The sequence below is a fragment of the Acidobacteriota bacterium genome (assembly GCA_040754075.1).
Lineage (GTDB): Bacteria > Acidobacteriota > Blastocatellia > UBA7656 > UBA7656 > JBFMDH01.
This window is the reverse complement of sequence record JBFMDH010000045.1, coordinates 18,982-33,109: the sequence shown is the minus strand read 5'-3', so window position 1 is coordinate 33,109 and position 14,128 is coordinate 18,982. Positions and strand designations below refer to the sequence as shown.

Annotated in this window: 11 protein-coding genes; 5 read left to right on the top strand and 6 right to left on the bottom strand. The window is 49.5% G+C overall.

The genetic code is table 11. The annotated features are described in order from the left end of the window. Positions 1 to 119 precede the first annotated feature (119 nt). The 4 genes from phaR (at position 120) to AB1757_29145 (ending at position 2,424) form a co-directional block, all read left to right on the top strand. Positions 120 to 641, top strand: coding sequence for a polyhydroxyalkanoate synthesis repressor PhaR (gene phaR, locus AB1757_29160; protein ID MEW6131136.1), 522 nt, complete (start codon positions 120 to 122; stop codon positions 639 to 641). Positions 642 to 733: 92 nt separating this feature from the next. Further along, complete coding sequence (locus tag AB1757_29155) at positions 734 to 1,831, top strand: hypothetical protein (GenBank protein ID MEW6131135.1); 1,098 nt, start codon at positions 734 to 736, stop codon at positions 1,829 to 1,831. 29 nt (positions 1,832 to 1,860) lie between these two features. Beyond that, the gene (locus AB1757_29150) at positions 1,861 to 2,022 is read left to right on the top strand and encodes a hypothetical protein (GenBank protein MEW6131134.1); all 162 of its coding nucleotides are present in this window, start codon (positions 1,861 to 1,863) and stop codon (positions 2,020 to 2,022) included. Between the two features lie 12 nt (positions 2,023 to 2,034). After that, positions 2,035 to 2,424 (top strand): hypothetical protein, encoded by a 390-nt coding sequence (locus tag AB1757_29145; protein MEW6131133.1) that lies wholly within the window; start codon positions 2,035 to 2,037, stop codon positions 2,422 to 2,424. A gap of 62 nt (positions 2,425 to 2,486) precedes the next feature. Here the strand turns inward: AB1757_29145 and AB1757_29140 are convergent, their stop codons facing one another. Then, positions 2,487 to 4,016: a D-aminoacylase gene (locus AB1757_29140; GenBank protein ID MEW6131132.1), complete on the bottom strand. Its 1,530-nt coding sequence runs from the start codon at positions 4,014 to 4,016 to the stop codon at positions 2,487 to 2,489. A gap of 13 nt (positions 4,017 to 4,029) precedes the next feature. After that, positions 4,030 to 5,436, bottom strand: coding sequence for a serine hydrolase domain-containing protein (locus AB1757_29135; protein ID MEW6131131.1), 1,407 nt, complete (start codon positions 5,434 to 5,436; stop codon positions 4,030 to 4,032). A gap of 395 nt (positions 5,437 to 5,831) precedes the next feature. Here AB1757_29135 and AB1757_29130 point away from each other — a divergent pair, with 395 nt between their 5' ends. Then, positions 5,832 to 6,944 (top strand): DUF3179 domain-containing protein, encoded by a 1,113-nt coding sequence (locus AB1757_29130; GenBank protein MEW6131130.1) that lies wholly within the window; start codon positions 5,832 to 5,834, stop codon positions 6,942 to 6,944. A gap of 130 nt (positions 6,945 to 7,074) precedes the next feature. Here the strand turns inward: AB1757_29130 and lon are convergent, their stop codons facing one another. From lon to AB1757_29110, 4 genes are all read right to left on the bottom strand, one after another. After that, entirely contained in the window at positions 7,075 to 9,582 is a 2,508-nt protein-coding gene (lon, locus tag AB1757_29125; protein ID MEW6131129.1) for an endopeptidase La, read from the bottom strand. 95 nt (positions 9,583 to 9,677) lie between these two features. After that, complete coding sequence (locus AB1757_29120) at positions 9,678 to 10,043, bottom strand: Hsp20/alpha crystallin family protein (GenBank protein MEW6131128.1); 366 nt, start codon at positions 10,041 to 10,043, stop codon at positions 9,678 to 9,680. 102 nt (positions 10,044 to 10,145) lie between these two features. Continuing rightward, positions 10,146 to 12,773: an ATP-dependent chaperone ClpB gene (gene clpB, locus AB1757_29115; protein MEW6131127.1), complete on the bottom strand. Its 2,628-nt coding sequence runs from the start codon at positions 12,771 to 12,773 to the stop codon at positions 10,146 to 10,148. A gap of 111 nt (positions 12,774 to 12,884) precedes the next feature. Further along, a complete protein-coding gene (locus AB1757_29110; protein ID MEW6131126.1) occupies positions 12,885 to 13,919 on the bottom strand; it encodes a J domain-containing protein in 1,035 nt (344 codons plus the stop codon). Positions 13,920 to 14,128: the final 209 nt, after the last annotated feature.

Sequence of the window (14,128 nt, the reverse complement as noted above, 5' to 3'; positions counted from 1 at the left end):
ACCGATTGGGAAATAATCGGCGATTTACCGGCAAGTATTTATATTTTTCTTATACTCGTGATTTTCGCACTTGCGTCAACAAGCCTCAATCCTGTATTTCTAAAGGTACGAGGAGAGCGATGGCTAGAAAAAAGAAACAGGCAACCAAAGCGGCGGACGATAATACGCTGGTGATTAAGCGTTATGGCAATCGGCGGCTCTATAACACGGAAACCGGCAGCTATGTCAATTATCAGGATTTGATTAAGCTCATCCGTGATGGGCAAGATATTCAGGTGATTGATTCAACCACCAAAGCAGATGTCACCAAATCCGTATTGATGCAGATTATTTTGGAGGAAGAGAAAAACGACAGGAGTTTATTACCGACCAACTTCCTTTATCAATTGCTGCGGTCGCGAGAAGAGACGGTTCAGGACTTTTTTAAAAACTACCTGGCAACCAGTTTCGCCGCTTACATGAAAACCAAAGAAGAGTTCGACAGGCGGTTTCGCGGGTGGTTAGAGATGGGCGCGGCAGCTCCGCAAATGTGGGAAAAGTTTTTACCGGGCGTTGAGGTGATGAAAGATATGTGGGGTGGCGGAAAAAAAGCTCAAGAGGAACCGCCTAAACCCCGGACTCGCAGTAAACCCAAACGATAACCCGCTTTGAATTTGACGTCTTGATTTTAGCTTATGCTAAACTAAGCATCCTTGAAGTTGCAGTGAGTTCGATTTCTCAACGGGAGGAAACCATGGCATCTGCGGCTGTTGCGATTAAAGAAACCAATCGCTCACTCTTTTCTTTTGGCTGGATGATCAGCCAGAAAGATGACCTCATCTGGTTTATTGGCAGCGTTGTTTCCAGTTACATTCTTTTATTGGTTAATCTCCAATTCGGCGTCACGATTTCCGTTGTGCTGTGGGTCTGGGCACTCCTGTTCGACGGTCCGCACGTCTTTGCAACGCTTTCGAGAACCTACGCCGATACCGAAGAAATGCGGAATCGCAGGAAACTTTACCTGGGTAGTTTGCTATGGTTTGCGCTTGGCCCGACCATGGTTATTTTAGGTCGTCTGAATTTTTTAGGAACTGCTTATTGGGGCCCGGCTTTTTTTGTCTTTGCGTCACTATGGGCATATTACCATCTGGTCAAACAACATTATGGCTTCATGATTTTATACAAGAAAAAAAATCATGACCTTGCCGAATTCGACAATTTGATTGACCGCGCTTTTTTATTCATCGGCATGACCTATCCGTTGTTGCACTTCATTCAACATGGGGTCGCAGGGCAACGCCGGATTCCCTTCGCCAAAGATTCCATCGCCTTCACCTGGTTTGCCAACATCGTTTTATTTGCCTTCATCGTTTCTTTGTTGCTGTTTTTAGGCAGACAGGTGCAACGCGCGATGTCGCGCCAACCGGTTAATATTCCCAAATTACTTTTGCTTGCCGCCTGCTTGCCTGTGCATTGGATTGTGGTGCGTATGGTTGAGCCGATGGAATATGGCGATTTAGCGATTGTGGCGATGCTGACGATTTATCACAACATTCAATATCATCGCATTGTCTGGTTTCATAATCGCAACAAATACAAACCCGACAGCCATTTCGGCGCGGCATCGTTTATCAGCAAAAATTTGTGGCGCTATGCCTTGCTCGCTTTTCTATTCGGGGCGATTTATCACATTCCCAATCGCGCCGGTATTTTCGTTCCAGGCGGCATCGGCGCAGCCTTTATCTGGGGCGGCGCGTTTATTCATTATTATCTGGACAGTAAAATCTGGCGGGTGCGTCACGACAAACAACTCAATGAAAATCTGCATATGGCAGAACCCGCGAAAGCCTGATTTTTGTGCGGGTGCGAAAAGGAATCCCAGTGAAAATCATTTTAACGGTTTTAATCAGCAGCGCGATTTTAATTCTTTACAGCTTGATTGAGAAAAAATTTTCTCAAAAAACCTGCTACACCTGCGGCGCGAAATTTTCGCTTGATGACCCTGAACAGCGGTGTCCGAATTGCGGCGTACTGCCAGCCTGAAGCAATAAATTTATGAATTATTTATTGAAAAACTGGCATAAAATTACCTTGATCGTTTTACCTGCGATGATTGTCACGATCAGTTCGGCAGCCTTATTTCGGGATTGGCGACAGACCGATTCACAAAAAGCCATTCGTCTGGTGAGAGAAAGCAAATCGCGCAAGGAAAATTTCACCATTCAGCAATACCTTTACGCGACCGTGTATTACTATCAACAAAACGGCGAAGCCATCACCATTGAGGGCTGGCGGGCGGAACCTGATGCTGCACCTGCACAATTTCTGATTTCATTCACCTACAGTGATTCCCAAGGTACTCATCAAGCCCTCTGGGAAGCCAATCCTTCCACCAGAAAAGTTACACCCAAAAATAAAGAAGCAAGCGACCTTTCATGGCAGTGAAAAAATCACTCACTTCGGGCAATCCAATCGCGTTCTTTGACCGCGCCTCAACGGTTTATCTATTAAGAGCTTTTCCTGGTCTTAATGAACTGATGGCGCAAAGCCGTGCCGGGCACTGCCCCAGTGACTTTACTTGCTTCAACCACGACAACCCCGTTGACGAAAACCTGCGCGATGCCGATGGGTTCCGCAAACGGTTGCATCATGGTTGATTGATCAATCACTTTTTCGGGGTCGAAAATCACTATATCCGCCTTCATCCCTTTGCGAAGCAAGCCCCTGTCGTTTATTCCCAACCGCATGGCAACTGCCGATGTCATTTTGCGAATCGCCTCTTCCAAGGTCAGCCATTTTTTCTCACGCACAAAACGACCAAGCACACGCGGAAACGTTCCCGCGCCGCGTGGATGACGCATACCGATTCCGCCATCGCTTGAAACCATCACCCACTTCTGTTTGTAAAAGGTCTCGATGTCGGATTCTTTCATTGAACGGCAAACCACTCCCGCGCCGCCATCTTTGACAATTTGCATATACACCTCAACTGCGGTTGTGCGATTGGCGCGGGCAATCTCATCAAGCGTCTTGCCTTCGTAATCTCTGTGCGCCGAACAACTGGTAACCAATACATTTGCGCCGCCACCGACATCGGCGAGTCCCTTAGTCACCTCCTTCACATCATCGTGACGACGTGAAGGCACGAGCACCGTGATGGTCGAAGACCAGGCATCATAAGGGTAGCAATCGGCGGTTACGTCTTGCCCCTTTTTTCGCGCCGCTTCAACCATCTTCACAGCCTCTGCGGCTTTATCCCAAACCGCGACCGTGCCCATTTTGATATGCGAAATCTGTACGGGAATTTTCGCTTCTTTGCCGATTTGAATCGCTTCGCCTAGAGCCGTGAGCATCAAATCCGCTTCATCGCGAATGTGACTCATGTAAATGCCGCCGAAATGCGCAGCCACTTTTGAAAGCGTTACGACCTCTTCGGTTGAACTCGGAAATCCGACATCGTACTCAAGCCCCGTGGAGATACCAAACGCGCCATCTTTCATGCCTTGTTCAATAACGGATGCCATTTTGGCAATCTCCTCTTTGGTCGCCTGACGCTTGAAATCTTCGCCCAGCACCTGCGCCCGCGCCGTTGCATGACCGATGAAGGTTAAAACATTGACGCCAATTTTTTGCGCTTCGCGGCGCTTGAGGTATTCGCTGATGGATGCGGGCGAGCCGCCATCCGCGCCGACCGCAAGCGTGGTGATGCCCTGTAAAATCTGGCTATTTGCGGTTGGTTCTCTATCAAGTCCCCTGTCGGAATGATTATGAATATCAATAAAACCGGGCGCGACAACCATCCCGCGAGCATCTACCACACGCTCATTGGGTAGCGGTTTGAGGTTGCCAATCGCTTTAATCGTATCGCCGACGATGCGTACATCAACGCGACGAGCAGGTGCGCCTGAGCCATCAATCACCGTTCCGCCAACAATCAAAATTGAGCCGGTCTGATTTTGCGCTTGCGAAAAAGAGAGCGGATGAATTGAACTAACAATAAGTACAGCAACCAACAACATGATGAATTTTATTCGCATAATTTTCCTTGCTTTATTCAGGCGCAAATTGCATTGCGGTAATTTTATTATCTTTGGTGAAGGTCATCGCAATCAAAAGTACGGTATCGTTGAATGCGACTTTATAACGATAGAAGCGATTCTCAGCTTCCTGTTTGCGTTCAATCAGCGTAACCGATTTCAAATTGCCAAACGACTTCAGCAGTTCGCCAACCTCTGTGACCCTATCGGGAAACCATTGCTTTTGCATTTCCGCAGTGAGCAACTCTCGTTCAAAATTGCCGGCAATCATTTTATTCAGCGCCTCTTTGAACATTGCCGTCACCTGCGGTTCAGTGTCGGCTATCGGTTTGGGTTCGACAGGTTTCACCGCAGGGATATAAAAGCCTGCAACCTGATGCGCCAGTTTTTCGGGATTGGTTTGCGCTAAGTTCGCTAATAAAATCACTGTGGTTTTATCATCGACGTAACGCGCAATGTAACTTTTAAAGCCTTGCCACGCGCCGCCATGCTCAATCACTTTATGACCATTCGTGTTATTGATGACCCAACCGAACCCGTAATTGCCTTTGTTGGTTGTGCCGTTGTTTTGTTTAATCGGCGTCCACATCAAATCAAGGCTTGATTTTTTCAAAAGTTTTTCGGTGTAAAGCGCAGCGTCCCATTTGATTAAATCCGGCAGGTTGAAATAGAGGCTGCCATCCGCCGTGGTATTCAGGGTTGGCGATACCCACTGCTGATGTTTGAGTTCGCCTTTCACCAGGCGATAGCCCTCAGCGCGATTCGGGATAATGTCGGCTTCGTTGATGATGCGCGTTGAAGTCATGCCAAGCGGTTTAAAAATTCGTTCCTGCAAAAAGTCGCCGTAAAATTTTCCCGTCACTTTGCCAATCAAAATGCCGAGCATCACATAGCCCAAATTACTGTACATCCACTTTTCGCCCGGTTGAAAGGCGAGCGAGATTTTTGCAGCTTCGGCGAGCAACTGGTCTTCGGTGTAATCGCGACGAAAATCGAAATCACGCGGGTAATCGGTAGTCCCTGCGGTATGCGAAAGCAGGTGGCGGACGGTAATCTCTTTCCAATGTTCGGGGGCGTCTTTGAAGTATTTAGTGATTTTGTCATCCAGGCTGATTTTGCCGTCTTCGACCAACATCATCACAGCGGTTGCGGTGAACTGTTTGCCGACCGAACCGGATTGAAAAATGGTTTCGGGTTTAACCGAAATTTGGTGTTCGAGGTTGGCAAGCCCGTAGCCTCTGGCTTTCACAACTTTGCCATCCCGAATGACAGCAACGGCGAGTCCGGGAATTTTCGCCCGTTGCATTTGAACGAGGATGTAATCATCGACTTCATCGCCCGATGATTTGGCGGTCTGCGCCGTGAGGTTCGTGGCAAAACACAAAAACAGAATGGCGGCAATACAGAAATTTCGCTTCATCAATTTATTTCCTTGTGTTGAAATCCGTGTGATTCAATCAAAGCGTGAAGGGATATTAAATTGCTGCAAAAGAAAAAAGCAAACTGATGCGACCATCCATCAAAGGCTTTCAGGGTTTATTCGTCGTGAATCGCTTAACTTCATAAAGCGCGTTGCTCTATAGCAAAAGTTATAGCGTGTTTTCGGCAGCAGCGGTGGGTTGGGCAGATACTTAATTCAGGTCTTATCCGCCCAATCCGAAAGCACATCTTTCCCTTTTTGTCTGGCTGATGTTGTCACAGCGAAAGCTTCATCGACTTGACGGCAGTTGGTTCATAGATAGACAAGCGGGGATTTTTATTTTTATTATCTTTACGATTTTACGGACGACAACATCTGAGTCGCATCAATTTCTTATGACCAGAATCAACGGACTTTTATTGGCATTTATTAGCTTTTTTCTGCAAGGCATGACATTGGTCGCGGCGCAAAATCCCGTCTACCCCGAATGGAAAACCAATACCGAAAAGCGCTCCATCAATCTCAAAGATTTGCTCACCCCAGGGGTCACCAAAGACGGCATTCCGGCAATCGACCGCCCGCGTTTCGTGAGCGTCAAAGCAGCCAGCAAATGGCTGTCGGATAATGAACCGGTTATTGCGTTGCAAGTTAATGGCGTCAATCGCGCCTATCCGCTGCAAATTCTCATCTGGCATGAAATCGTCAATGACCAGATCGGCGGCGTGCCGGTCATTGTCACCTACTGTTCAATCTGCAACAGCGCGATTGTCTTTGAGCGCAAACTCGGACGGCGCATTTTATCATTTGGCATCGCGGGTTTTGTGCACGGCTCGAACATGGTCATGTATGACCGCGAAACCGAATCGTGGTGGCAACAGTTTACCGGTGAAGCCATCGTTGGCGATTTGCTTGGCATGAAATTGAAACCTATACCGGCGCAGATGATTAGCTTCGCGCAATTCGCCAAGGCTTTCCCGAACGGGCAAACGCTTTCCAGACAGACCGGATTCGTTCGCGATTATGGCAGCAATCCGCATTTTCGGTATGACAACCTCGAAGGTCGTCCAAGCCATTTTCGCGGCAAACCCGACTCGCGCTTAATTCCGATGGAAAAAGTTATCGGCGTCGAAATCGGCGATAAAGCGAAAGCCTATCCTTATGCAATCAGCCGCGCGCGCAGAGTCATCTATGACCGTATCGGCGAGCAGGAGATGGTTATTTTTCATGCCGATGGAGCACTCTCGGCGCTTGATGAAACCGATATGAAAAAATCGAAACCGGCAGGTTCGACTGGCGTATTTGAACCTTTCATCAATGGACGACGCCTCACCTTTGGCTATCAAGACGGCGAGTTTGTGGACGCCGAAACCGGAAGCCGCTGGAACATTTCAGGCAAAGCCATAAGCGGCAAGATGCAAGGCAAATCACTCAAACGCATCGCGCACGGCGATTATTTCGCCTTCGCCTGGCTGGCATTCAAACCTAAGACTGAAATTTTCACTCAATAAAAATGCAGCATTCAAAGCGCGGTCAAAGACCGCTTCTTCAACGTTGCATTATTGAAGGCAATCACAATAAAAACGCACAGAGCTTGATATTAAAACCCTGTGCGTTATCGAATGAAGTGATGTTTGTTGATTAAGCGTGAGCTTCCTGTCCATCAATGCCGGTGTCTTTGACCGGCGGCATTTCATCTGCATCTTTGTTCCCTTCCATCACCATCTCCTTTTCTACGGGAGCCGGCGTGAGCGTATTTTTCAACAACTCATCAATGGTTTCAACAAAGACGATTTCCAAATCATGCAATGCCTCTTCAGGAATATCTTTGACATCGGGTTCATTGCGTTTGGGCAAAATCACCCGCGTGATGCCTGCGCGCCGCGCCGCCAGCACTTTGCCTTTGACGCCGCCAATCGGAAAGACCAAGCCGCTCAAAGTGATTTCGCCGGTCATCGCCGTGTCGTTACGAACCGGACGCCCGGTGAGCAATGAAGCGAATGCCGACACAATCGTTACACCTGCCGAAGGGCCATCTTTAGGAATCGCCCCGGCTGGCACGTGAACGTGTATGCCGTTTTTATCGAAGTCGAAATTTTTAATGCCGACCTCTTTGGCGTGCGACCACAGATAGCTGTAGGCGGCGCGCGCCGATTCCTGCATGACATCGCCGAGTTGCCCCGTGATGGTCAAGCCTTTGGCAGCCGGTAAAAGTGTTGCTTCGATGAACAACACTTCGCCGCCCATCTCGGTGACGGCAAGTCCCGTGGCGACGCCCGCCGGTAAGGTTTCGCGCGCGGTCTCCTGGAAGAATCTTTCGTGACCGAGATATTCTTCCAAATCATTCGGCACAATCGTAAACGATGCGCCTTTGCCTTGCGCCACTTTCAAAGCCACTTTGCGACCCAGTCTGCCGATGGTGCGTTCAAGCTGGCGCACCCCGGCTTCGCGTGTATAGCGCGCGATGACCGCTTGCAAAGTTTCGTCTTTGATTAAAATCTGCTCTTCCGTGAGTCCCGCTTCTTTGACTTGGCGCGGCACCAGATAACGTTTGGCGATGTGCAGTTTTTCTTCTTCGGTGTAACCGGCAAGTTGAATAATCTCCATGCGGTCGCGAAGCGCAGGCGGAATCGGCGCAAGCGAATTCGCTGTAGCGATGAAGAAGACTTTCGACAAATCGAAAGGCAAATCCAGATAATGGTCGCGGAACGAAAAGTTCTGCGCCGGGTCGAGAATTTCAAGCAATGCAGAAGCCGGGTCGCCGCGAAAATCCATGCCGAGTTTATCGACTTCATCAAGCATCATCACAGGATTGTTTACGCCTGCGCGCCGCAGGGCTTGAATGATGCGACCGGGCATCGAACCGATGTAGGTGCGACGATGGCCGCGAAGTTCCGCTTCGTCGCGCACCCCGCCTAGCGACATACGCTCGAATTTGCGCCCCATCGAACGGGCGATGGATTGACCGAGACTGGTTTTACCCACACCCGGAGGACCAACGAAACAAAGAATCGGCGCTTTGCTTGTCGGATTGAGTTTGATCACCGCCAGATGTTCGAGAATACGGTCTTTGATGTCTTCAAGGTCGTAGTGGTCTTCATCAAGTACGACTCTCGCGTTGTTCAAATCCAGACTATCTTCGGTGGATTTGTTCCAGGGCAGTTCCAAAATCCATTCAAGATAGGTGCGAATCACGTTGTAATCGGGCGCGGCTGCCGGCAGGCGTTCCAGGCGGCGCAACTCGCGCTCGGCTTCTTTACGAATGTCTTCCGGCAAATCGGCTTTTTCGACGCGCTCGCGCAACATCAAGGATTCAGCCTGTTCGGGATCAGCTTCACCAAGCTCTTTTTGAATCTGCTTCATCTGCTCGCGCAAAATATAATCGCGCTGCGCTTTGCCGAGTTCTTCCTGAGCCTGGCTGGAAATTTTATTGCGAATGCCGAGCACTTCGACTTCCCGCGAAAGATAGGTGTGCATCAAGCGCAGCAACTTGTCTTCGTTATCGGCTTCAAGTAAGGCTTGCTCTTGTTCAACCCCGAGGTCGAGCACGGAACCTAAGAAATAGGCGAGCCTGACATAATCATCCTGTGATGAAACGATGCTGCGAATTTCCGCAGGCACATTTGGCAGTAGGGTTAAGGCTTTCTGTACCAGTGCACTGATGTTGCGTCGCAGGGCTTCGACTTCAAGGGTCTCTTCTTTAACCGGCTCGGCAAGAATTTCGACTCGTGCCTTCAATAAGGGTTCCGATTGGGTAAATTCCAGAACCCGAAAACGCTCCTGCCCCTGCACAATCAAGTGCAAAACCTCTTCATTGCCTGGTGCGCGCATCATGCGATTGATGACCACGAGCGTGCCAACCTGGTAGAGATTATCAACCGAGGCTTCCGCGTCATCATCTTCGCGTTGGGCGATTACGCCGAGCAATTTTTCCTGATTGTTTAACGCTTCTTCAACCGCTGCGAGCGACAACGCGCGCCCAACCGTTAAAGGTGAAATTCCCGACGGAAAAATCACCGTGTTGCGCAAAGGCAAAATCGGCAGTTCGTAAATTCGATTCGGCTGTGCGGTTGTCTGCCCCGTTGATTGCTGCACAGCTTGATTTTCGAGTGTTTCCTGGTTCTGTATCATTTCGTTGTTTTCTGACATTTTTATTCTCCTGCAATCAGATGCCAGATGTTAGACGTTCGACGTTAGCCAGGTCTTGCGGCTAACCTCTAACTTCTGACACCAGTCATCTGCGCTTAGCAGTTGTTATCAATATGAACAAAGAGCCAACCATCAATTGATTCGACGCGAATTTCGGTGTTCGATAAATCGCAGGGAATCACCAAGACGCGCTCAAAACGGCTGTAAGTGATTTCGAGTTGATGATAACTCCACCCCTGCGTCATAACCGAATCGCGTCTGACACCGCGAACGACAATTTTGTTGTCAACGACCAGAACTTCCACATCTTCCGGTCGAACGCCCGCCAGATCGAATTTAATTTTCCAACCGTCGGGCGTTCGATAAATATCAACTGCCGGTTGCCAGAGCGGGCCACTGGTGCGTTGAAGACTCAATTCACCGGTGAGCCGTGTAATCAAAACTTTTCTGCTTCTCGACATTTCAATCTCTCCATTCGCTTTGCGGAAATTTTTGTTGGTGGTTGCGGCGAGGGTCTGAGACCTTCGCTTCAACTCATATTAACCCACGCCTCAAGCTGATTATTAGCGCTTGGCTTCTGCGGCTTGCGCTGCCGTATTAAAGGCAATTTTATCGTCCGCAACGCCAATCTTGACGTTGGTGTTATCGCGCACTTCGCCTTTTAAAATCAGGCGTGACAGCGGCGTTTCAAGTTCGCGTTGAATGGCGCGTTTCAAAGGACGCGCGCCATAAACCGGGTCGTAACCCACTTTGGCAAGCCAGGCACGCGCTTCATCATTCAAGTCAATGGTAATTCTCCGCTCATCCAAACGCTTACGCAAACGTTCGAGTTGAATATCGACGATGTGTTGCAAATCTTCTTCCGTCAGCGAATGGAAGACGATAGTTTCATCGACGCGATTTAGAAATTCCGGGCGGAAGTGATGGCGCAATTCATTCATCACCGAATCTTTCATGCGCTCGTATTTATCGCCTTCGGTATCGCCGTGATATTCCAAAATCAAATGGCTGCCGATGTTCGAGGTCATGATGATAATCGTGTTCTTGAAATTCACCACGCGACCTTGCCCGTCGGTGAGCCGCCCGTCATCGAGGATTTGCAGCAAGACGTTGAATACATCGTGATGGGCTTTTTCGATTTCGTCGAACAAGACCACCGAATACGGACGACGACGCACGGCTTCCGTGAGTTGTCCGCCTTCTTCGTAACCGACATAGCCCGGAGGCGCACCGATGAGCCTTGCGACCGTATGTTTCTCCTGATACTCGGACATATCAATGCGAATCATGGCGTGTTCATCATCGAATAAAAATTCCGCCAGGGCGCGCGCGAGTTCGGTTTTACCGACACCCGTCGGGCCTAAGAAGATGAACGAACCAATCGGACGATTGGGGTCTTTGAGTCCTGAACGCGCGCGAATTACCGCGTCGGATACGGCGCTGACGGCTTCATCCTGCCCGATGACGCGCTTGTGCAAATGCTCTTCAAGCGACAGCAACTTCTGCATTTCACCTTCGAGTAATTTCGAGACCGGTATCCCTGTCCAACGGCTGACGACCTCGGCGATGTCCTCTTCGTCAACCTCTTCTTTCAATAGACGACTGCCGCTTTGCGGTTTATCTAAACCGTCCTCGTACTCGTGCAGTTGTTTTTCGAGTTGGGTGAGTTTGCCGTAACGCAGTTCAGCGGCTTTGTTCAAATCGTACTCGCGTTCGGCTTGTTCGATTTGGACTTTAGTTTGTTCAATCTCTTCGCGAATGGCGCGAACTTTTTGCACAGACTCTTTTTCAGATTCCCATTGCGCTTTGAGCGCATCAGCCTGGGCTTTCAGGTTGGCAACCTCTTTTTCAATTTTTTCGAGTCGCGCTTTTGATGCCGCGTCGGTCTCTTTTTTCAAGGCTTCGCGTTCGATTTCAAGTTGCATCACGCGACGCAAGGTTTCATCCAACTCCGCAGGCATCGAATCGATTTCGGTTCTCAGTTTCGCTGCCGCTTCATCCACAAGGTCGATGGCTTTGTCGGGCAAGAATCGGTCAGAGATATAACGATGCGAAAGCACTGCTGCGGAAACCAAGCCCGAATCTTTGATGCGCACACCGTGATGCACCTCGTAGCGTTCTCTGAGTCCGCGCAAGATAGAAATCGTATCTTCGACGGTCGGTTGGTCAACCATCACCGGCTGGAACCGCCGTTCAAGCGCCGCATCTTTTTCGACGTGCTTGCGATATTCATCAAGGGTGGTTGCGCCGATGCAATGCAACTCGCCGCGCGCCAGCATCGGTTTAAGCAGATTCGAGGCATCCATCGAACCTTCGGCTGCGCCAGCGCCGACAATCGTGTGCATTTCATCAATGAAGAGGATGACTTCGCCTTCCGATTCCTGAACTTCTTTGAGTACGGCTTTCAAACGTTCTTCAAACTCGCCACGATATTTTGCGCCTGCAACCAGCGCGCCCATATCGAGGGTGACGATGCGTTTGTTCTTTAGCCCTTCGGGCACATCGCCGCGAATGATGCGTTGCGCCAAGCCCTCGACGATTGCGGTTTTACCGACGCCGGGTTCGCCAATCAGCACCGGGTTATTTTTGGTGCGACGCGACAGCACCTGAATGACGCGGCGAATCTCGTCGTCACGCCCGATGACCGGGTCAAGTTTGCCTTGCGATGCGGCTTTGGTGAGGTCACGCCCGTAGCGTTCCAGGGCTTCATAGGTCGATTCGGGATTTTGCGACGTGACGCGCTGATGACCGCGCACTTGTTTTAAAACTTCCTGAATGCGCTTACGTTCCGCGCCCATAGTCTTGAGTATGCGCGAGGCAGCGCCTCCCTCGTCGATGATGGCTAACAGCAGATGCTCGACGCTGATGTAATCATCTTTTAATTTCTTGGCTTCATCTTCGGCAGAGACAAAAACTTTATTTAAACGTGCCGTGATATAGACCTGATCGACTGGACCTGACGGACCTGTGACCTTCGGAAATCGACCAACCTCCTGATCGACTGCCTGTTTGAGGGCATCGACATTGACGCCAGCTTTGGTCAAGACCGAAGGCACCAACCCGCCTTCCTGTTCAAGCAAGGCAAGCAAGAGGTGCTCAACTTCGATTTGTTGGTTGGAATTTCTTGTAGCGATGGTTTGGGCAGCACGAACCGCCGCCTGGGCTTTTTCTGTAAAACGATTGATGTCCATCCTTAAAACCTCTTCAATAACTTCTTATTTATAAAGACGGTTCGATTATACAGACGACTTTAGCGTTAAGGCAACAAAAAATTTGATAGCAATATACTCAGATTTATAATTTTATCTGGGTTTAAAACTGCTAATCTCCATAAGTTGTTTATATAATTGCTGTTCTTGCTCGGTTGGGGAAGTGGGAACGACGATTTTAAGTTTAATATAATGGTCGCCGCGTCCGCCGCCGCGTTTATTCAGCCCGTAGTTTCTGAGCCGCATTCGTTGACCGCCTTGCGAACCGGGTTTGATTTTAATCTCGGCTTTGCCATCGATGGTCGGCACTTCGATATTTGCGCCAAGCACGGCTTCCGCAGGGGTTATTGCTACTTCGGCATTGGTATCATCACCGTTCACAGTAAAAATCGGATGCGCTTGGATACGAATTTTAATGTACAAATCGCCCGCGGGCGTGCTGCCTGTGCCTCTGTGTCCTTGACTGGGAACTTTTATGGTTGCGCCATCGCGAGCGCCGACCGGTATATTGATGTCTATGGTTTTGGGGGCAATCACCAGCCCTTTTCCTCTACAGAGTGTGCAAACCGTATTCCCAATGATGCCCGTTCCCTTGCAGGTTGGACAGGTTCTGGTTTTTTGCATGGTGAGGCGCTGGCGGCCGCCTTTGTGGGCTTGTTCAAGCGAGATACTGATTTCGGTTTCGCGAGCTTTGGTCGGCGAGGTTTCGGGTTCGCCACTGCCGAAAATCATTTCAAAAAAATCGCTGAAGATGCCGCCGCCTGTCGAAGTCGTAGTGGTTCGCGTCGTGGTGCGGGTTCGCGCATTGGTGCGATTGAAATCGCCAAAAATATCTTTGAGGTCATCGTAGTTGACCTCGGTTTGCTGCCAACCGGGCGGCGGCGTAAAGTCCGCGCCATTTTTCCAGTTGGCACCAAGCCGGTCGTATTTTTTACGTTTTTCCGGGTCGGACAACACTTCGTTGGCTTCGTTGATCTCTTTGAATTTTTCTTCGGCGGCTTTATTGCCGGGGTTCATATCGGGATGGTATTTGCGCGCCAGTTTGCGAAAGGCTTGGCGAATTTCATCTTCGCTGGCATCGCGCTTCACCCCTAAGACTTCGTAATAATCTCGAAATTTTACAGACATTCAATTGCGTCCCGATTCAACAGTGATGGTGCATCAATATCATTAAAAGAGCCGCAGGCTTATGTCAAATGATGTGCTCTTTCACGGAACCAAGTTTTTAAAAGCGACTTTGCCAGATCGCAACCATTGATTTGCCTGGTTAGTTGAAAAAAACGCCATGCCGATAGACTGATTTTCGAGGTTGATGTATTCTTGTCTCATCGTTTGAT